21 protein-coding genes and 1 riboswitch are annotated in these 19,116 nt (G+C 45.6%); of the genes, 13 read left to right on the forward strand and 8 right to left on the reverse strand.

The window, feature by feature from the left end; translation table 11 throughout:
- The first annotated feature begins 11 nt into the window (after positions 1–11).
- Complete coding sequence (locus ACK1LH_RS05320; protein WP_029282515.1) at positions 12–905, forward strand: MBL fold metallo-hydrolase; 894 nt, start codon at positions 12–14, stop codon at positions 903–905.
- On the opposite strand, the gene ACK1LH_RS05325 is transcribed toward ACK1LH_RS05320, so the two are convergent.
- The 5 genes from ACK1LH_RS05325 to ACK1LH_RS05345 form a co-directional block, all read right to left on the reverse strand.
- Positions 902–1,588 carry a DUF421 domain-containing protein gene (locus tag ACK1LH_RS05325; protein ID WP_320155286.1) on the reverse strand — a complete coding sequence of 229 codons (687 nt, stop codon included), beginning with the start codon at positions 1,586–1,588 and terminating at the stop codon, positions 902–904. The two genes, ACK1LH_RS05320 and ACK1LH_RS05325, sit on opposite strands and share 4 nt — an antisense overlap.
- 570 nt (positions 1,589–2,158) lie before the next feature.
- Complete coding sequence (locus ACK1LH_RS05330) at positions 2,159–2,587, reverse strand: GNAT family N-acetyltransferase (protein ID WP_029282511.1); 429 nt, start codon at positions 2,585–2,587, stop codon at positions 2,159–2,161.
- Positions 2,588–3,109, reverse strand: a complete 522-nt coding sequence (locus ACK1LH_RS05335) for a YjcG family protein (protein ID WP_029282509.1) — start codon at positions 3,107–3,109, stop codon at positions 2,588–2,590.
- A gap of 73 nt (positions 3,110–3,182) precedes the next feature.
- Complete coding sequence (locus ACK1LH_RS05340) at positions 3,183–3,905, reverse strand: alpha/beta hydrolase (protein WP_411334658.1); 723 nt, start codon at positions 3,903–3,905, stop codon at positions 3,183–3,185.
- A gap of 104 nt (positions 3,906–4,009) precedes the next feature.
- Complete coding sequence (locus ACK1LH_RS05345; protein WP_029282506.1) at positions 4,010–5,065, reverse strand: hypothetical protein; 1,056 nt, start codon at positions 5,063–5,065, stop codon at positions 4,010–4,012.
- A 156-nt stretch (positions 5,066–5,221) separates the two neighbouring features.
- Between ACK1LH_RS05345 and ACK1LH_RS05350 the strand changes: the two genes are divergently transcribed.
- From ACK1LH_RS05350 to ACK1LH_RS05395, 10 genes are all read left to right on the forward strand, one after another.
- Complete coding sequence (locus tag ACK1LH_RS05350) at positions 5,222–6,112, forward strand: DMT family transporter (protein ID WP_029565168.1); 891 nt, start codon at positions 5,222–5,224, stop codon at positions 6,110–6,112.
- A 280-nt stretch (positions 6,113–6,392) separates the two neighbouring features.
- Positions 6,393–7,469, forward strand: coding sequence for an FMNH2-dependent alkanesulfonate monooxygenase (gene ssuD / locus ACK1LH_RS05355; protein ID WP_051826961.1), 1,077 nt, complete (start codon positions 6,393–6,395; stop codon positions 7,467–7,469).
- A gap of 1 nt (position 7,470) precedes the next feature.
- Entirely contained in the window at positions 7,471–8,724 is a 1,254-nt protein-coding gene (locus tag ACK1LH_RS05360) for an ABC transporter substrate-binding protein (RefSeq protein ID WP_029282503.1), read from the forward strand.
- A gap of 60 nt (positions 8,725–8,784) precedes the next feature.
- On the forward strand, positions 8,785–9,660 hold the full coding sequence (locus ACK1LH_RS05365; protein ID WP_411335069.1) for a carbohydrate ABC transporter permease: 876 nt from the start codon (positions 8,785–8,787) through the stop codon (positions 9,658–9,660).
- 17 nt (positions 9,661–9,677) lie between these two features.
- Positions 9,678–10,487, forward strand: coding sequence for a carbohydrate ABC transporter permease (locus tag ACK1LH_RS05370; protein WP_029565172.1), 810 nt, complete (start codon positions 9,678–9,680; stop codon positions 10,485–10,487).
- Between the two features lie 79 nt (positions 10,488–10,566).
- A riboswitch (SAM riboswitch) is annotated at positions 10,567–10,690 on the forward strand.
- Between the two features lie 130 nt (positions 10,691–10,820).
- Positions 10,821–11,945, forward strand: a complete 1,125-nt coding sequence (locus tag ACK1LH_RS05375) for a methionine biosynthesis PLP-dependent protein (protein ID WP_282034845.1) — start codon at positions 10,821–10,823, stop codon at positions 11,943–11,945.
- Positions 11,932–13,119, forward strand: a complete 1,188-nt coding sequence (metC, locus tag ACK1LH_RS05380; RefSeq protein WP_029282499.1) for a cystathionine beta-lyase — start codon at positions 11,932–11,934, stop codon at positions 13,117–13,119. The genes ACK1LH_RS05375 and metC overlap by 14 nt, the downstream gene beginning before the upstream one ends.
- Before the next feature lie 69 nt (positions 13,120–13,188).
- Positions 13,189–14,406: a threonine synthase gene (locus tag ACK1LH_RS05385; protein ID WP_411335070.1), complete on the forward strand. Its 1,218-nt coding sequence runs from the start codon at positions 13,189–13,191 to the stop codon at positions 14,404–14,406.
- Between the two features lie 80 nt (positions 14,407–14,486).
- Complete coding sequence (locus ACK1LH_RS05390; RefSeq protein WP_051826963.1) at positions 14,487–14,861, forward strand: DUF948 domain-containing protein; 375 nt, start codon at positions 14,487–14,489, stop codon at positions 14,859–14,861.
- A gap of 162 nt (positions 14,862–15,023) precedes the next feature.
- Positions 15,024–15,686, forward strand: a complete 663-nt coding sequence (locus ACK1LH_RS05395; protein WP_029282496.1) for a Type 1 glutamine amidotransferase-like domain-containing protein — start codon at positions 15,024–15,026, stop codon at positions 15,684–15,686.
- 297 nt (positions 15,687–15,983) lie between these two features.
- Here the strand turns inward: ACK1LH_RS05395 and ACK1LH_RS05400 are convergent, their stop codons facing one another.
- Positions 15,984–16,355 carry a VOC family protein gene (locus ACK1LH_RS05400; protein ID WP_282034846.1) on the reverse strand — a complete coding sequence of 124 codons (372 nt, stop codon included), beginning with the start codon at positions 16,353–16,355 and terminating at the stop codon, positions 15,984–15,986.
- 311 nt (positions 16,356–16,666) lie between these two features.
- The gene (locus tag ACK1LH_RS05405; RefSeq protein ID WP_029282494.1) at positions 16,667–16,867 is read right to left on the reverse strand and encodes a DUF1272 domain-containing protein; all 201 of its coding nucleotides are present in this window, start codon (positions 16,865–16,867) and stop codon (positions 16,667–16,669) included.
- Between the two features lie 146 nt (positions 16,868–17,013).
- Here ACK1LH_RS05405 and ACK1LH_RS05410 point away from each other — a divergent pair, with 146 nt between their 5' ends.
- The gene (locus ACK1LH_RS05410; RefSeq protein WP_411334659.1) at positions 17,014–17,433 is read left to right on the forward strand and encodes an Lrp/AsnC family transcriptional regulator; all 420 of its coding nucleotides are present in this window, start codon (positions 17,014–17,016) and stop codon (positions 17,431–17,433) included.
- A gap of 111 nt (positions 17,434–17,544) precedes the next feature.
- Here ACK1LH_RS05410 and ACK1LH_RS05415 read toward each other — a convergent pair whose 3' ends face one another.
- Positions 17,545–18,486, reverse strand: coding sequence for a helix-turn-helix transcriptional regulator (locus tag ACK1LH_RS05415; protein WP_029282492.1), 942 nt, complete (start codon positions 18,484–18,486; stop codon positions 17,545–17,547).
- Between the two features lie 87 nt (positions 18,487–18,573).
- Between ACK1LH_RS05415 and ACK1LH_RS05420 the strand changes: the two genes are divergently transcribed.
- On the forward strand, positions 18,574–19,095 hold the full coding sequence (locus tag ACK1LH_RS05420) for a dihydrofolate reductase family protein (RefSeq protein ID WP_029282491.1): 522 nt from the start codon (positions 18,574–18,576) through the stop codon (positions 19,093–19,095).
- The last annotated feature ends 21 nt before the right edge of the window (positions 19,096–19,116 follow it).

The raw sequence follows: 19,116 nt of genomic DNA on the forward strand, positions 1-19,116 counted from the left end.
AGTTGAACGCAATGAAATTCATACAGCTCAGCGAAACATGCTATTATTTTGAATCACCGGTAAATATCGGGTATATAAAAAGCGGGGAGAGCGGTATGCTGATCGATGCCGGCCTTGACCGGCAAGCTGCGAAAAAGGTAATCAGCCAGCTTGAAAAACATGAGCTGCCCCTGACTCATCTCTTTATTACACACGCCCACGCTGATCATTACGGGGGAGCTTCATACATACAGGAACAATTGGCTGTTTATACGTTTGCATCAAAAGAGGAAGCTGCGATTCTGCGGAATCCCGTTTTGGAACCGCTTTATTTATTCCATGGTGCGCTGCCGCTCCCTGAACTGCGGAATAAATTTCTTGAAGGACCGCCTATTGCTGTTGATGAAGAGGTGACAGAAGGGACTTATTGGTTTGGGGAGCAGTCATTTGAATGTATCGCTCTTCCTGGACACAGTCTCATGCAGATGGGAGTGCTTTCGGATGGCATTCTATACGCAGCAGATTCCTATTTCGGTGCAGAACAGCTCTTCAAACATAAAATTCCGTATATCATTGACGCGGAGGAAACGCTTCATTCTCTGAACAGGCTCCTGGAACTGAATGCTGCAGGTGCTGTTCCGGGGCATGGAGCCTTTGAGGCATCATTTAAAGACACGGTAAAAGTGAATGCTTCCTATCATTTGAAGGTACTTGATTCACTTGAAAAAAAATTGACCCCATCAGGAATACCATTTGATGAGGTCATTCAAAGCATGTGCGAAGAATATGATGTGGCTGCTGAAAGACTGTCATCGTGGCTTTTATACCGCACGGCCATCACAGCGTATTTGACGAAACTTATAAAAGAAGAGAAAGTAGAGTTTATAATCAGAGATGCGATGCTTTTTGTTCGAAGCAAAAATTAAGAGGTCGGCTTGAATTTCTGGAGAAACAGGCCGTCTCCTTCCAGCCATTCCGCATACAAAACTTCCCTGTAACCGGTAATACTGCGGGAGGCAAGTTCGTTTTTCAGCCATTCCTCTGAGAAGCCGGCCTCATGAACATTATCAAGCAGCACCTCACCGTCAATGATCATCGTAAAAGGCAGGACTGCGCGTTCTATAGGCAAATTGAAATCACTCTTTGTAGGAGATTCAAACTGCTGCTTTTTCAGAAGATTGATGGTTCCGTCCGTTTCAAGCACCGCATAAGCCACTTCTCTTATTGAAAACGCACCTTTTGCTCGAAGCAGGTGCTGCAGCTGATTGATATCAAGCTTGCTTTTCTTCAGGGCTTCACGGTTAATTTCACCCCTGTGAATAACAATGGTAGGCCTTCCTTCAAGAAACGCCCTCGTTTTTTTCCACTTTTGCGTGATGATCTCAAGCAGATAAATGAGCACCCCCCACACAGCAATGGCAAACAGAATTTTCAAGATGCCCGTGTCATCATCAAATACCGCATTTCCCACTAGCTCTCCAAGCACTAAAGCGGAGATAAAATCAAACGTTGTAATTTGCGTGATCTGCGTCTTCCCAAGCATTCGGGTTAAAAAAAACAGGCCAATAAAACCAATAATCAAATCCATCCCAGTATGTACAAATTCCATTGGATTAAAATGCAAGAGATCCACGACTTCACCCGATTTCAATAGGAGATGCCATTAGCATGCGCATTTTTGGGGATATTCATGTTTTTGTTTTGGGCAGGTGTGAATGGTGGTTAAGGGTAGATGACCGTTCTGAGCAACGAGGGAAAATAATAAAGTGGATTATGCCGAGTGGAAAATGCGAACCGGAGCTAGCAGCACAAGGCTCAAAAGTGTTCCAAACCGGAGTTTCCAGCAGAAACTGAGTAGATCACAGTCCCAAAAGTGTTCTAAACCAGAGTTAGCAACACAAACAGAGTAGAGCACAGGCACAAAAGTGTTCTAAGCCAGAGTAAGCAGCACAAACTGAGTAGAGCCCAGTCCCAAAAATGTTTTAAACCAAAGTTAGCAGCAGAAACTGAGTAAAGCACAGGCCCAAAAGTGTTCTAATCCGGAGTAAGCAGCACAAAGTGAGTAGACCACAGGCTCGAAAGTGTTCTAATCCGGAGTTAGCAGATCACAATGGACACCCGGTACCAGTAAATCCGCACAAAAACAAAAAAAGCAGCACACAGCTGCTTTTTTATCTGATCATTTTATTTCCTTCATCATCGTCACGTGAGGAATTCCTGCATCCAGGAAGGTTTCCTTGGAGACTGTGCGGTAGCCGAGTCTTTCGTAAAACGCTTCTGCATGTGTCTGGGCGTTGAGTTTTAATGTCTGCATGTCCTTTGCAGCGGCAATTTCTTCGAGTTTTTCCATAATCAGTTTGCCGGCGCCTTTTGAACGGTATTCAGGGAGCACGCAAATACGCTCCATTTTGCCGACGCCGTTTAATATTCTGAAGCGGCCTGCTCCGACGGGCTGATCACCGTCGTAAAGGACCACGTGGGAAGCTTCGCGTTCAAACTGGTCAATTTCTTCTTCTTCAGGCACTTGCTGTTCTTCTACAAATACTTTCGTCCGGACATCATAAGCATCCTGAAGCTCTTCATCCGATTTTACAATGCGTACGTTCACTTAGAGGCCTTCCTTTCCAAGGAGAAATGTTTCAAAAACCGTCCATGATCCATTTTCCAGCTGATAGAGAAGGTGGAAACGGTCCACGGTTTCTTCGTGCTGAAAATCAGTCATCTTCAGACTGCCAAGCACGTCCGAATGTTCATCATCCGAAAGCTTCTGTCCGATTGTGATGTGAGGGACAAATGCATATTCCGGCTCAACATCAGAAAAATACTCATCATGAAGCGCATCATACAGGCTTAAAATCTGCTCTGTCGGTTCTACTTTTAAATAAATGACATTGTTTACTGGAGAAAAGGAACTGAACTTTCGGATTGACAGAGTTACGGGCTGATGGTTCTGCGCAATCTGGCGCAGTTCTCTTGAAATATCGCGGATTCGCTCGTCTGTTGCTTCAAACGGCTGCTTCAGCGTCAAATGCGGCGGAATCAGTGCGTAGTTCGGATCGTAGCGCTTTCTGTACGAGTTGGCTGCATCCTGCAGTTTTTTTGATGGAAAAATGGCTATGCCGTATTTCATTTTAGTTCCCTCCCATGTTACGAATATGTAAGTAAAGTATATCAAAATCAGCGGCCAAAGCCTATTAAAGCAGTTAAAACATGGACTGCAGTATCTTTTTAATGGCCGGCTGCCAGTAAGTCCATTTATGATCGCCTTCAAATTCTTCATACTGAACCGGAATGCCTCTGTCTGTCATCGCCTGATGCAGAGCCCTGTTCGGCTCAAGGAAATCCTGTACAGCGCCGTCTGTAGTCTTCACCTCTGTCTCGTTCACACCAATCTGGTGATACACCGACAGCAGTTCAGGCGAGGAGCATTCCTTCACCATTTTGAGTACCGAATCATCCGAGTATGGTGACTGCATGATGACTTTTCCGAATGTGTGCGGATAGGTCAAAGCCGTCATAAAAGATACTGTGCCTGCCAGAGAATCACCGATCAGCGCACGTCCCGCACCCATTTGATAAGTCGGGAATTCCCGGTCTAAAAATGGCACGAGTTCATGCGCCAGAAAGCGGATGTAGGCCGAATGGCGACTGCCGTCAGGATGATATTTTTCCCTGCGGTCATGTACATCACGGTAGGGAATGCCGACTATGATGACATTTTCCATTTTACTGTCTGAAAGCAATTCCTCAGCCTGCCTTGAAATGCGCCCCAGCCTGAAATAATCCTGACCGTCCTGAGCGATCAGGAGGCTGTATTTATATAGAGGGGAATAATTTTTAGGCAAGTAAATGAGCAAGGTCATTTCTTCTTTTAACTCCTGCGAATAAAGCAGCGTCTCCTGTACAATACCTGATTTGACTGTCATGTGTGATACCCCCAAAAGATGACGGACTAACATCCGAAAATAATGATTAAAACGCTTCCATCATTTTAACATGAACAGCGGGAAAATACCTGCATCTTGAGTCATTAGCTTTCGGTTCGTCTCCTGATTTCACGGATGAATGACTCCGCTTCATCAGCATTAAGCAAAACGATTGTGACTTCTTTCTTAAATCCATACAGCAAATCCGCTGAAACAGGTTCTTTTAAACTGATTTTAACAGCGGGTTTCTCTTTCACCAGATCTTGAAGGCTTAAATCAAGAATCTGCCGCTCCTGTTCCTTCGGCCGTTTTTCAGGAAGATCGTTCAGTCCTGCATCACGTATATGCGCAAGCGGGATGCTGATTTTTTTTGAGATGCCAGCCTGCAGATGCAATGTGTCATCTGACAGGTGATAAGGGCAAAGCCTTATTGCCTGCATGTCTGCGAGGAGAAAAAGCACTCCATATAGATTTAGAATAAGCAATACCCACGAAAGGACGGGGCTAAACGAGTGGAGAAAAAAATGTATCGCAGCCGTTTCCAGCACGATGGCATGAATCAGCATAATCGAAGTAGCAACCGCACTTGTTTTATGGTGGGCGGAAAAGAACGTTCCGCTTCGAACGGGTGCTTTTTTCTTCCATGAAAGAAGCGCGTAATAGAACAGGGAAGCTTCTGTTAAAAGGACGTCCGTCAATTTGTTCCTGGAAATATGATTGCAGACAGCAGATTCCGCTTTCAGGTGAAAATAGGGAAGACCGGATGCTGACAGATAATCTCTTCTGATGAGAGGAATCTTTCTCAATACAAGGACAAGAAGAAACAGCTCTGCTGCGATAAAGATTGATTCAAAAGCCAGAACGGCTGCCGGGAGAAGGGGATGCGCGGCAAGCTGTTCTTCAGGCAGCATAAAATGGGCAAATAAAAAACCGGCTAAAACAACAGGTCCTATATAGGTGAGGGAATACCGTTTTCTTAAAATGAAAAAGTAAGTTAAAAGGGGAATGACAACTAGAAAATCAAGAAGGGATCCAATCAGCGCACCATCAGGAACAGGCTGCATGATTGGAAGACGGTATAGAGCAGCATTTGAAGCCAGAATCAGGACCACAAAAAACAGATACAATCCCCATTTAGGCTTAGTAAGAGTTTGGTTCATATCCTTCGCCGCCTTTCTGTATAGGATAAATATACCATATAATAGTGTAATAAATTGGAAGGATATGTGAATGAATAATGACAGATTTCAACGTGTCATAATTCCGGAGAGCAGCTCATATTTCTTAAAAGAAGACAAGCTCCGGGAGTGCTGAAGGTGAAAAAACCGTTCCAGTTTATTGCAAGTATTTATGCAGCCGTTTCGATTTCTTTTTGGGGCATTTCTTTTGTGTCTACAAAAGCTGTTCTCAGCCAGCTTGACCCGTTCACGCTCCTTGTTGTCCGCTTTGGAATTGCTGCGGTCTTTTTGCTTTTTCTGCTTCTGCTTCTAAGACATCCGCTCAAAATGAGCCTCTCGCAAATGCCCGCCGTTTTCATTCTTGCCGTACTCGGGATTTTCGTCCATCAGATCATACAGGCCTCAGCCCTGCAATCGATCGGGGCTTCCGAAGCAGGCTGGATCATTTCTTTTTCGCCGATTTTTACAGCTGTTCTTGCTGCCTTCTTTTTAAAAGAACGGTTTACGCTGTTTAAAGCGGCCGGCATGACGATTGCCATTCTCGGGGTGCTTCTGATTACGTCTTACAGGCAGGGCGGATCCATTGTGTTTCACGTGAACTTCGGTTATATCCTGATGATTTTAAGCACGTTAAACTGGGCGGTTTATTCGATTTTGATTAAAAAACTGGCGATACCGTATTCGGCTTTGACGGTCACCTTTTACACAAGCTTTTTCGGCTTTCTAATGACGCTCCCATTTTTCATCAGGGGAGAAGGCTGGAGGCAGCTGTCCGTTCTGACAGGCGAAAACTGGACACATCTTATGTTTCTCGGGATTTTTGTATCAGCCGTAGCCTATTGGTTCTGGGGGAAGGCGCTGGAAGTCATGGAGGCAACGAAAGTATCCTCCTTCCTTTACTTTGAGCCGCTTGCAACCGTCATTGCCGCCGTGCTCCTGCTGAATGAGCCTGTCCTGCTGGCGAGCGGCGCCGGGGGCATGCTGATCATTGCAGGTGTGATGCTTGTGAATTTTAAGAGAAAAGGTTAAAGGAGTTTGTCATTTTTTGAAGAATGTATGTTAACAGGGAAAGCCTTTTTTCACCAAATTATGCAAAATAAATTGACAATCTTGTAAACTCTTACTATTATAAAAATTAATTCTGACTAATCTTATATGGATTGAGCTGATTGGAAAACCAAAGGCTCCCGCCCCATGTCTATTTGGGCTGGGAGCCTTTTTGAAAAGAAAGCGGATCCATTTTTTTATTCAGGCAGCTGAAAATACAGCAGTGCATTCGAGCACAGGCAAATGACTTAGGAGGATATATATGGAGATATTCTGGTTTTTACCGACAGCAGGCGACAGCAGATATTTAGGTACAGATAAAGGCAAGAGGGAGGTCACCATCGAATATTTGCAGCAGGTGGCAAAAGCGGTGGATACGCTTGGGTTCACCGGAGCACTCCTCCCGACAGGAAAAGCATGCGAGGATTCATGGGTCATCGCATCAAGCCTTATTCCTGTGACAGAACGGATGAAATTTCTGATAGCACTGAGACCGGGCTTTACGCCCCCGACGATTGCAGCCCGCATGGCTTCTACTCTTGACCGTATTTCAGGGGGAAGACTTCTTTTGAATATCGTACAGGGAGGGGACCCTGTTGAGCTGGCAGGAGACGGCCTTCATTTGAGCCATGACAAGCGCTATGAGCAGACAAATGAATTTTTGACGGTATGGAGAAGGCTTTTTGAAGAAGAATCGGTTGATTTTAAGGGAGAGTATTTTGACATTGCAGGCGGCGGCATCCATCATCCGCCTGTGCAAAAGCCTTATCCTCCGCTGTATCTTGGGGGCACATCACCTGCAGCACATGAAGTGGCGGCAGAACACGTTGATTATTATTTGACATGGGGAGAGCCGGTTGAAATCGTGAAAGAGCGAATTGACAAAGTCAGGGAGCTCGCCGCCAAAAAAGGACGCGAAGTGAAGTTTGGCATCAGGCTTCATGTCATTGTCAGAGAAACGGCGGAAGAGGCATGGAAGGCTGCAGACGAACTCATTCAATATGTTGATGAGAGCGTAGTGGAAGCGCAGAGACAAAAATTTGCGCGCTTTGATTCAGTCGCGCAGCGCCGGATGACGGATTTGTCGCTGGACAACAAAAACGCGCTTGAAATCGCACCGGGACTGTGGGCAGGAATTGGTCTTGCAAGGGAAGGTGCGGGGACTGCGCTTGTCGGGGATCCGGACAGCGTGGCCGAAAATATGAAAAAGTACGCCGAAGCAGGCGTAGACACATTCATTATGTCGGGGTATCCGCATCTGGAAGAAGCATACCGCACAGCGGAACTGCTGTTTCCAAAGCTGCCCCTGAAACATAAAACCATCAAACAGGAGGTATAAGATGAACAAAAAGCTCAGCAGCTTCTTAGCGGCAATATTCGTAATGGTCCTTGCTTTAGCCGGGTGCTCCTCGAATGAAACCGGAGGGAGCGGAAAAGACGGAGTGACAGAAATCAGCTTTATCCACTGGCGCGGGGAGGATGCTGAAGTTTTTAAAGAACTGATCAGCAAATTCGAAAAAGAGAATCCGAAAATCAAAGTAAACATGACAGTCTATCCATCTGAAGAATATCAGTCTACTGCACAGACGCTGCTCAGAGACGGTTCAACGGGAGATGTGTTTACATCATTCCCGGGATCTCAATTTGAAATTATTAAAAAAGCAGGCTTTTTCGCTGACCTTTCCAATGAGGAATTTGTTCAGAATTACAACGAAAACCTGATAGAAGCAGGAAAGGCAGACGGCAAACAGCTTGCCGTTCCGCTGCAGCTTGTCTATAACCAGCCTGTCTATAATGCAGGTATTTTTGAAGAACTCGGACTGGAGCCCCCTAAAGACTGGGAAGGATTTTTGGCTCTTTGCGAAACTCTTAAAGAAAACGGCTATACACCTATCGCCTTCCCTGGAGCTGATATTGGCCCGGGACAGCTGATGAACAGCATGATGATGAACAATGCGCCGGACGAAGAGATTTTTGCGAAGCTTATGGCCGGCGATGCAAAATTGACGGATGAGTGGTGGGTCAAGACGCTTTCTCAATTTAAAGAGCTTACTGACAAAGGCTACATTGCTAAAGAAGCCCTCGGCACAAAGCATGACGGAGCCATTGCGCTGATGGCCCAGGAAAAAGCAGGAATGCTTGCAAGCGGATCTTACGCTATGGCCGGCATTAAGCAGCAAAATCCGGACATTAAGCTGCAGCTTCTTGCGCCAATCACAGTTGCTGAAAATGAAGCAAAATACGAGGGGGTCCACACAACCACGTTCATGCTTGCAGTCAACAGCAAATCAGAGAAGCAGGATGCAGCAAAAAAATTCGTGAGCTTCCTTTCTGAATCAGAAAATGCAGGCGAATACGCAAATAAAACCGGCCAGCATGTAACGCTTAAAGATGTCACGTATGAGTCTGAAGAACTGAAAGATACAGCTGTCTGGATGGAAAAAAACACACGGTTCCAGCCCCGCTTTCTGATTCCGAATGCAGATGTTGAAAAAGCGGTGATCGCGTCCATTCAGGCTGTCATCGGCGGAACGGATCCTGAAAAAGCGGCTGCAGAAGCACAAAAAATTGTTGAGCAGAACTTAAGCAAGTAATCCGGAGAAGAGGGGGAAAGCCCCCTCTTCTTCTCATCATGAAAGGAGGCCATTTCATTGCTGAAACATAACAAATCACTGCTGTTCTTTCTTGCACCCGGCATTCTTGTGTACAGCATCTTTTTTATCTACCCGACACTGAGCGCCTTCTTTTACTCATTTACAAACTGGGACGGAATCTCCCCTGATTTTGATTTCGTCGGAGTGACCAATTATATCAATCTGGCGACAAATGACTCTATTTTTGCAAAAGCACTTGGAAACAACGTGAAATTCATGCTGTTTGTCGTTGTTTTTCAAACGCTGTTTTCCCTTGTCTTTGCCCTTTTCCTGATTAAAAACACAAGAACCAATGTTTTTTTCAGGGCACTGTTTTTTTTTCCTACGATTCTATCCTCTGTTTCAGTCGCCTTTATCTGGTCGTTTATTTACGATCCAAACCTTGGGCTCCTTAAAACCATTCTTACAGGGCTGCAGCTTGATTTCCTGGCACAGAACTGGCTGGGTGATGAGAAAATCGCCATTTTTTCAATTGCTGTCGTGCAAGTATGGTTTCATACAGGACAGATGATTATTATCTTTGTTGCCGGTCTTCAGAGCATTCCTGCCGATCTTTACGAGGTGGCCAAAATTGAAGGGGCAAGCAGATGGCAGACGTTCAAAAAAGTCACATGGCCGCTTGTTGCTCCCGCAGCAACCATCGTTGTCGCGTACACAACGATACAATCATTTAAAGCGTTCGATCTGATCTTTGCCATGACGCGCGGAGGTCCGAACTATTCAACGGAGATTATCGCAACCCTGATTTACACAACGGCATTCAGGAGCTTTAAATTTGGCTATGCATCAGCAGAATCCGTTATTTTTATGGCCGTCATTGCCTTGATTACGTTTGTGCAGTTTAAGGCATTGCACGCAAACAGGGTCGACTACTGAGGAAAGGGTGACGAACGTTGAAAGGAACAAAGTACGGACTCATATTAATCTACGCAGCCATTATCATCATTCCGATCTTCGCCATCTTTTTAACAACGTTTAAAACGATTGCTGAAATGTATGAAAATGTACTCGGACTGCCTGAACGGTTTTCAGTGTCAAATTACATATCTATTTTTAAAGATCAGTCGATGGGCCTGTATTTTCAGAACAGCTCAATTGTCACACTTGTATCCGTCTTTCTGACGCTGTTTTTTGCAAGCCTGATCGCCTTTGCCATCACGCGGATCGGCGGTGTACTCAGCGCTGCTGTGTTCGGATTTTTCACACTCGGCATGATGATTCCTGCGCAGGTGAACATGATTCCGCTCTATCAGTTGATTTTTCAGCTGAAGCTGACGAACAGTCTCGTGGGACTGATGATCGTCAACATTGCGGCTACCTTGCCTGTTGCTGTTTTCATTCTCACTGGATTCATGAAAACTCTGCCGAAATCGTTGTTTGAAGCAGGATCCATTGACGGCGCCGGGAACTGGCTGATGTACCGCAAAATTGCCCTGCCGCTCTCGCTTCCATCGCTGTCTGCAACAGCCATTTTTCTGTTTGTGATGCACTGGAACGACCTGCTGTACCCTTTGCTTTTCATCACGAAAGATGAATATAAGACCTTGCCGCTTGCTCTGCTTGAATTTCAGGGGGAGTACATGACGAACTATCCGATGCTGTTCACCGGCGTGATGATTGCCTCTGCGCCGCTTATTATTGCCTACATCTTCCTTCAGAAATATTTTATTGCGGGAATGACTGCAGGCTCGGTGAAGGGCTGAGTTTTTTGCCCCAAACCCTTGCATTTATGAAAAAAGTGAGGTAAGGTAATAAAAACATTTAAAAAATTCATACTATTTATTCTTATCCAGAGAGGTGGAGGGTTCTGGCCCTGCGAAACCTCAGCAACCGGAAAAGATCAGGCAGATGCCTGTTCGAACCAAGGTGCTAATTCCAGCAAGCTTGAATGCTTGGGAGATAAGAGGAAGCCAGTTTTGCCGAACCAGCGTCTTCTTCTTATATGAGGAAGGCGCTTTTTATTTTTCCAAAGCATATAAAAAAGCCCGGTCCAGGGCGTGTAAAAGAAGAAATGACAAACAGGATGGTGTTTAATCATGTCGGAACGCATTGAAACAACTTTGGCGCAAATCGGGAATCGCAGTGAAAACATAACGGGAACGGTAAACCCGCCCGTCTACTTTTCAACAGCCTACAGACATAATGGAATCGGGGAATCAACAGGGTTTGATTACATCAGGACAGGAAATCCAACGAGAACAATTTTAGAAAAAGCAATCGCAGATCTTGAGCACGGCGATCAGGGATATGCATTCAGTTCGGGAATGGCAGCCATTCAGACGCTGATGGCCCTGTTTAAAAGCGGGGATGAACTGATTGTCTCTTCCGATTTGTACGGCGGAACATACCGTTTGTTTGAACGGGAATGGCGCAAATACGGCCTTGTTTTCCATTATGCGGATTTTAAAGACGGGGACTGTACAAAGCAGCTGATCAATGACCGCACAAAGGCGATTTTTCTGGAGACTCCGACAAATCCTTTGATGCAGGAAACAGAGGTCAGCGATATAGCCGAAATGGCACGGGAACACAAGCTGCTGCTGATTGTTGATAATACGTTCTACACGCCTATTCTGCAGACGCCGATTTTAGACGGAGCCGATATTGTCATTCACAGTGCTACCAAATATTTGGGCGGACATAACGATGTACTTGCAGGTCTTGTCGTCGCAAAAGGCAAAGAGCTTTGCGAAGAGCTTGCCCAGCACCATAATGCAATCGGCGGCGTGCTCTCCCCATTTGATTCATGGCTTTTGATCCGCGGGATGAAGACACTTGCTTTAAGGATGAATCAGCATGAAAAAAATGCAGGACAGGTTGCAGAATTTTTGGAGAGCCAATCCGAAGTAACGGATGTTTTATACCCGGGAAAAGGCGGAATGCTTTCGTTCAGACTGCAAAAAGAAGAGTGGGTCAATCCATTTTTAAAAGCACTGAAGACGATAACCTTTGCTGAGAGTCTCGGAGGCGTTGAGAGCTTTATCACATATCCGGCCACGCAGACACATATGGATATTCCAGAAGAGATCAGAGCTGCAAACGGCGTATGCAACCGCCTGCTGCGTTTTTCAGTCGGCATTGAACACGCAGGTGACTTGGAGCAGGATCTGCTGCAGGCATTTGAACTTATGAAGGAGGCAGATAAAGTTGAGCAGCGGTAAGTGGACATTCGAGACGAAACTGCTTCACAACAGTCATAAGGCGCAGAAAGATACAGGGGCGGTCAGCGTTCCCATTCATCATTCATCAACGTTTCACCAGTTTGATTTTGACGATTACGGGAAATTCGACTACGGCCGTTCGGGAAATCCGACGCGGGAAACACTTGAGCAGGCCATTACTGAACTTGAAGGCGGAACAAGAGGCTTTGCTTTTGCATCCGGGATGGCAGCGATCTCCACCTGTTTTCTGCTTCTTTCAAAAGGAGACCATGTCCTGATTACAGAGGATGTTTACGGGGGAACATACCGGATCATTACAGACGTTCTCAGCAGATTCGGCATCGAGTACAGCTTTGTTGACATGACCGATCTGCATGAAGTGGCTTCTCATATCAGGCCGAATACGAAAGTCATTTACGTTGAAACGCCGTCCAATCCTCTTTTGAAAATTACCGACATCCGGGGGATTACAAAGCTTGCAAAAGCAAACGGATGCCTGACGTTTTTAGATAATACGTTCCTTACACCAGCTTTGCAGCGGCCGATTGAACTCGGCGTGGACATCGTCCTTCACAGCGCCACCAAATTCCTTGCCGGACACAGCGACGTCCTTGCAGGCCTTGCCGTTGTAAAGGGAGAGGAGCTTGCAGCGAGAGTACAGAAACTGCAGAACGCATTCGGAGCCGTCCTCGGCGTCCAGGACTGCTGGCTCGTTCTCCGTGGCATGAAAACATTGAACGTAAGGCTGCAGCAGTCCAGTGAGTCTGCTCGAAAACTCGCAGACTATTTATCCCGCCATAAAGCCGTCCGGAACGTGTACTACCCTGGACTCACGTTTCATCCCGGGCACTCGATCCAGCGGTATCAGGCAGATGGTCCTGGAGCTGTCCTGTCTTTCACACTGGCAGACGAGGATGCCGTCCGCACGCTCGTTAAAAATGTGGAGCTGCCGGTATTTGCGGTAAGCCTTGGAGCGGTCGAATCCATTCTGTCCTATCCGGCCAGAATGTCCCACGCCGCCATGCCAAAAGAAGAACGGGAGCGCCGCGGAATTACAGACGGACTATTGCGCATAAGCGTCGGGCTGGAAAATGCGGATGACCTGATCAAAGATTTTGAGCAGGCGCTTGCAAAACTGCCGGCGAGTGCAGTGGAGAATAAATTAAGAGCTTAAATCTAGCGGAATTAAAAAATACAAGACTCTTAACTTGATGTTAGGAGTCTTTATCAAGTAATGGAGGAAATGCAGATGTACAGCTATGTTTCACACTTGGAGTGCCCAAAGTGCGGTGCCGAGTATTCAGTTAAGGACGTGCAGCAGCTTTGCACATGCGGATCTCCGCTTTTGGTGCGCTACCATTTAGATCAAGTGAAGAGTGCGTTATCAAAAGAAGAAATCGCCAGCCGGGAAAACAGTTTGTGGAGATACCACGAGCTGCTGCCTGTTGAGGATCCAAAGCATGTGGTTTCAATGGGAGAGGGCATGACCCCTCTTTTGAAAATGGACAGGCTTGGGGCAGAATATGGCCTAACACAGCTGCTTATGAAGGATGAAGGGCTGATACCGACCGGCTCTTTTAAGGCCAGGGGAGCGGCTGTCGGAATTTCTAAAGCAAAGGAGCTTGGCATAAAGACCTTTGCGATGCCGACAAACGGTAATGCAGGTGCAGCCTGGTCGCTTTATGCTGCCAGAGCGGGGATGGAGCCATATGTCATCATGCCGCTTGATGCGCCCCTCATCACCCGGAAAGAAACCGCCATTTCAGGTGCGAATCTCCATTTAATTGACGGACTGATCAGCGATGCGGGAAAAGTTGTGGCGGAGCTTGTGAAAGATCAAGGATTCTATGATGCTTCTACTCTGAAGGAACCTTACCGCATTGAAGGGAAAAAGACGATGGGATATGAAATCGCCGAACAGCTCGGCTGGGAGGTGCCTGATGTCATTCTTTATCCGACAGGAGGAGGAGTGGGCATTATCGGAATCTACAAAGCGCTTCGGGAGCTGCAGGAGCTCGGCTGGATCAGCAAGGAGAGGATGCCTCGCCTTGTTGCCGTTCAGGCTGAGGGATGTGCGCCGATTGTAAAAGCTTTTGAAGAAGGAAAAGCTGAATCGGAGTTCTGGGAAAATTCGCAGACGGACGCGTTCGGCATTAACGTTCCGAAGGCAATCGGTGATTTCCTTGTACTGGAGGGAATTTATGAAACAAACGGGAATGCCATAGCTGTATCAGAAGAGGAAATTAAGGCAGAGCAAGCCCTGACGGCAGAGCTTGAAGGATGTTTTATTTGTCCTGAAGGTGCGGCAACATTCGCTGCAGCCCGCAGATTGAAGGAGAGCGGATGGATCAGGGAAGACGAGAAAGTGGTCTGCTTGAACACTGGTCAGGGCATCAAATATCCGGAGACGGTACGTGCAGAGGCGCCGGTTTTGAAAAAAGGAGAAAAGCTCTCACTCTAAACTTCTACTCCATCAGGCAGATTCATATACTGTAGCAATGTACAGGCAGTCTTGTGCATAATCGGCTGTGGAGGTGCAAGATGATTGTTGAAGTAAGTGCTGCAGGAGCTGCGCTCGCCTTTATGTTACTCGTCGCCTATTTAATTCAGACTCTCCGCAAGGGCATGACGACTCTTGATGAGACGAATGAAACGCTTGCGGAAGTAAGAAAAGCGGTCCATGATCTGTCGGGAGAAGCAGAAGAACTTATCCAGTCCGCCAATCAGATCACGGTTGATGTGAAAGGCAAGATGAAGACAGTGGAACCGCTGTTTGAATCCGCACAGGACATGGGAGAAGTTCTGAACAGTGTGACCCATACCGTAAAACAGGCGGCATCGGGCTATGGATACGGACTCCCTCCAGTGAAAAACGATGATCCGCCAAACCGTGAGATGAAAATCAGGCTTAAATGAACGTTTCCTCAACAGAATTGAAATGACACATGAAACAGCAGGCACATTCTTTGGAGAATAGTGCCTGCTGTTTTTGTTTTACATGGTATTATTGTAAAAAACAGATAATTTGATAAAAGATGGAAGCCTTTATTATTACGAAATTAGATAAGGAGTGAAGGCATGAAATTGCTGCTTACATCTGGAGGCGTAACGAACCGGAGCATACACAATGCCCTTGTTGACATGCTGGACAAGCCCATTGCAGATTCCACTGCCCTCTGCATTCCTACAGCTATGTACGGACACCCCTGGGTCGGGCCCGGCGTCAAAGTCTGGGAGTTTATCACCGGGAAACCCGGAAATCCCATGGTCGATTTGGGCTGGAAATCTGTAGGCGTGCTGGAGCTCACCGCGCTGCCGAGCATTGATAAAGACCGCTGGGTGCCGCTCGTTCAGGAGACAGACGTCCTGCTGGTGTCTGGAGGCGACGCCCTCTACCTGTGCCACTGGATGCGGCAATCCGGTTTCGCAGACCTCTTGCCGTCGCTTAACGCCGTTTATGTGGGAATGAGTGCCGGGAGCATGGTGATGGCCCCTGAGATCGGAGACTATTTCGTCGGCTGGACTCCGCCCTCTGGAAGAGATGAAACGCTGAGCATGGTTGATTTTTCACTATTTCCTCATCTGGACCACGAGATGCTTCCGGGCAACACCATGGCTGCTGCAGAAAAATGGGCCGGCGGAATCAAGGGACCAGCGTATGCAATAGACGATCAGACCGCCATTAAGGTGATTGACGGAGAAGCAGAAGTTATTTCTGAAGGGAATTGGAAGCAGTTATAGTAGACCATTTGAAAGAATAGGCGAATCAAAAGATACTGCATTAGCCGTTAAACTTTTGATGAGCGATGATGCAGCCTGGGTAAGGTATCTGTATGAAATGGCCCTTTTATGTAATGGGTTGGATTGAAAGACTCGGAACAGTACAAAAAAGAACTCCATTTTAAAATGGAGTTTCCTTTGATAAAATAATATACACCAGCAGTCCCGCATAGTTTTACTTCCAATCCCGTTTCCTTTTTAACTTCCCTCAGAGCTGAATGTCCTCGCCATACTCAACTCGTCCACTCGGAAAGTTCCCTACCAGTGTACTTGAAGTTTATTGCCATCTGGGTCGTAAAAGTGGAAAAAGGCATGACCATTATCTTCTTTTATATCCTCAACCTTAACTTGATTAAAAATTAAATGCTGATGAAATTTCGACAATTCTCGACTTGTAAAGCCAATGCTAAATTCTTGTTGATTATCAATTGTAAAATGTGCAAATGTTTCATCTTCGGTAGGAACCAAGATAAGTAAGAAAGGTCCTTCATTTACTTTTAAAACTGCAAGTTCTTCAGTAATGTTTAGTAGGTGGAGCCCTAATACATCTCTATACCATTTTGCAGACAGTTCTAAATCTTTAACGGGAATCCTAATATAATGGACTTGTTCAATAAATGATTGACTCAAAGTTTTCTCTCCTTTATTTAATCAGGTGTATGAATTAGTTTCTTTACTAAATACCTATTTAACTGTTGAACTAAAATCTTTTAATTAAATAACTATTATTTCCATTTTAACATAATCATGCTAAATTATGCTTTAATCGGTTGAATGAAAAAACACACCATTTTGGTAGTAAATGGTGTGAGAATTACTTTGCAATTTTCAGTTTTGCACCTTAATACCGGCCCGTTACTCATCATGAAGCCTTTTGTATTGAAAATCCTAATCTAAGCTTCTCTTATAATATACAGCGCAGCAGGAAGCGTTTTGGCATTTCACATACTTACAGCGCTATTAATAGGACAAAAACCAGCTCTCTCAGGTCTTCTGACAAGTTCTCCTGAACAATTAGGACAAACGTTTGACATTTCAATTGTGCAGTCTTCGCAAAAAGTGCATTCATGCACACAGATGTATGCCTTTCCTTTTAAATCTCCATCACATTTTTCGCATATTGTCTTCATTTCTAATCCCATTATTAAAACCTCCAATATTTGAATACTCCTTATTTTAGTTTATCAATGCCGGTTGGAACATACTGTTCTTATGGAATTTAGCCGGTTATACTTAAGAAAATAATGTATTTTATTAGATTGAGATAAAATAATAAAGGTGGCATCACATGGACCCGATTAATCGTCAAATACTTACTATTTTGCAGGAAGATGGAAGAGTTTCAATGACTGAACTTGGAAAGAAAGTTTCTTTATCCGTTCCTGCGGTCACTGAAAGGGTCAGGAAGATGGAGGATCAGGGGATTATTAAAGGGTATAAGGCTGAAATTGACAATGTGAAGATTGATAAACCGGTTCAAGCATTCATTTTAATGAAAACGCACCGATGCAGCGCATTTAGAGAATACTGCAAAGTAAACCCTTTGGTTATCGAATGTCACCGGTTAACTGGAGAGTACAGTTATCTTGTTAAAATCGTGACTGAGTCAAATGAGTTATTAGAAGGGTTTATTGATTCATCGATGGAGTACGCCGAACCGCTCACGATGATGAACCTGTCTTCCCCTGTTCCTGATAAAGTTATATAGCAGGAAGAAGCGGTTCAAGCCTGGTCAAGCTATGAACCGCTGAAGTTATGGTGAGTAATGATTTTGAGTGAAAAACGGCACAGGTCATTCACTCCACAAACAGATTCCCGACTAACCATCTGTTCGATACATCCTCAGCACATCCTCAGCCCGCTTAATCATTTCATTTACCAGCTCTTTGGGTTCTTGTACATAAACATCTTCTCCAAGCAGGATGAACTGCTTCGCCATGAACGGAACTTCCTCAAGCGGTGCTAAAGTGTCAATAAATCCGGTGCCGTCCTCATTAATCGTAAGATGATCTGACAGAAAAGGCAGCGTTTTGCACTCTCTTACCCCGTTTTTTGAGAGCAGGACTTTAAGCGGCGCCTGTGTACGCGTTTCTTCTTTCTCCATCCATTGTTTTAACGTTACAGAACTGTTCTGCGCAGGAGCCAATTTTTCAAGAGAAAGAATTCTGTCTGCCCGGAACAGCCGGTCCCCGCCGGATTTCCTGTCATATGCAGGACAGTACCAAAGCCCTCCGGATGTATATAATCCGTATGGCACGATAGCCCGATTGGATGGTCCGTTTCTGCTTTCATAGGCAATACGGATTTCAATCTGCTCCACGGCAGCGTCCAGGAGCTCGTTTAAAAAAGGCACGTCCGCTTTGGACGGCGGAGCCCAAAAAGCGACCCTTTCTTTTAACTGATCAATTTTCCCCTTAACAGCATCAGGAAAAGAAGCATATAGTTTGTCAGATGCAGCCTTGATTTCGGATTGAAACGGCAGGGCGTGCAGAAGCAGGAGGTGCTGATAGGAAAAATAGAGGGCAATCCCCTCGTCCTCTGTGAAAAAAGACGGCGGAAGGATGTTGTTTCTGAGAACCGTGTATCCTCCGCCAGGACCCGGTTCACTATATAAAGGAACCCCCCATGCCTCCAGTTCAGCGAGGTCGCGCTGAACCGTCCTGACACTGATATCGAATTCCGCAGAGAGTTCACCGGCCGTCACTTTTCTCTGCCTGTTGATGTAAAAAAGAATGTTTAATAATCGCTGTGTTTTTGACATGAAATTTCCCCGCTATTCACGACAGATTCTGTCGCCATTATCTGCTAGGATGATACAGAAGTCAATTTTAGAAAGTGAGATGGACATATGAGAAAAGTGGTTTTATATATAGGAGTCAGTCTTGACGGATACATTGCACGCAGGGATGGAAGCATTGACTGGCTGGAAGAAGCACAGGGAGAGGGAGACAACGGGTATAGTGAGTTTCTAAAAACAATCGATACGGTCATCATGGGTAAAAAAACATATGATCACGTTCTTGAACTCACAAATCACAAGTATCCGTATGAAGGGATGAAAAGCTTCATCTATACAAGAAGCGAATCCAGGACTGAAGGTGACCTGATTTTTACGAAGGAAGAACCGGAAGCACTCATTGACCATTTGAAAAAAGAGGAAGGCGCTGACATCTGGATGGTCGGCGGCGCAGAAATTCTCGATGATTTTATGAAAAAAGATCTGATTGATGAATATATCATCACGACCGTTCCAGTCATTCTAGGAGACGGCATTACCTTGTTCAGACCGGGTAATCCCGAAACCAAACTTGCATATAAAAGAACTGTCCGCTTTGGGGACTATGTTCAGTCTCATTACACGCGTTCATAAAAAAACAGGCATCTTCCTTTA

This window comes from Metabacillus indicus (genome assembly GCF_046603695.1).
Classification (GTDB): Bacteria; Bacillota; Bacilli; order Bacillales; family Bacillaceae; genus Bacillus_P; species Bacillus_P indicus.

Coding starts and splice junctions, on each gene's coding strand:
- ACK1LH_RS05320 (WP_029282515.1), top strand. CDS start 12: ATGAAATTCATACAGCTCAGCGAAACATGCTATTATTTTGAATCACCG.
- ACK1LH_RS05325 (WP_320155286.1), bottom strand. CDS start 1,588: ATGGAATTTGTACATACTGGGATGGATTTGATTATTGGTTTTATTGGC.
- ACK1LH_RS05335 (WP_029282509.1), bottom strand. CDS start 3,109: ATGAAATACGGCATAGCCATTTTTCCATCAAAAAAACTGCAGGATGCA.
- ACK1LH_RS05340 (WP_411334658.1), bottom strand. CDS start 3,905: ATGACAGTCAAATCAGGTATTGTACAGGAGACGCTGCTTTATTCGCAG.
- ACK1LH_RS05345 (WP_029282506.1), bottom strand. CDS start 5,065: ATGAACCAAACTCTTACTAAGCCTAAATGGGGATTGTATCTGTTTTTT.
- ssuD (WP_051826961.1), top strand. CDS start 6,393: ATGGAGATATTCTGGTTTTTACCGACAGCAGGCGACAGCAGATATTTA.
- ACK1LH_RS05360 (WP_029282503.1), top strand. CDS start 7,471: ATGAACAAAAAGCTCAGCAGCTTCTTAGCGGCAATATTCGTAATGGTC.
- ACK1LH_RS05375 (WP_282034845.1), top strand. CDS start 10,821: ATGTCGGAACGCATTGAAACAACTTTGGCGCAAATCGGGAATCGCAGT.
- ACK1LH_RS05385 (WP_411335070.1), top strand. CDS start 13,189: ATGCAGATGTACAGCTATGTTTCACACTTGGAGTGCCCAAAGTGCGGT.
- ACK1LH_RS05390 (WP_051826963.1), top strand. CDS start 14,487: ATGATTGTTGAAGTAAGTGCTGCAGGAGCTGCGCTCGCCTTTATGTTA.
- ACK1LH_RS05395 (WP_029282496.1), top strand. CDS start 15,024: ATGAAATTGCTGCTTACATCTGGAGGCGTAACGAACCGGAGCATACAC.
- ACK1LH_RS05405 (WP_029282494.1), bottom strand. CDS start 16,867: ATGGGATTAGAAATGAAGACAATATGCGAAAAATGTGATGGAGATTTA.
- ACK1LH_RS05410 (WP_411334659.1), top strand. CDS start 17,014: ATGGACCCGATTAATCGTCAAATACTTACTATTTTGCAGGAAGATGGA.
- ACK1LH_RS05415 (WP_029282492.1), bottom strand. CDS start 18,486: ATGTCAAAAACACAGCGATTATTAAACATTCTTTTTTACATCAACAGG.
- ACK1LH_RS05420 (WP_029282491.1), top strand. CDS start 18,574: ATGAGAAAAGTGGTTTTATATATAGGAGTCAGTCTTGACGGATACATT.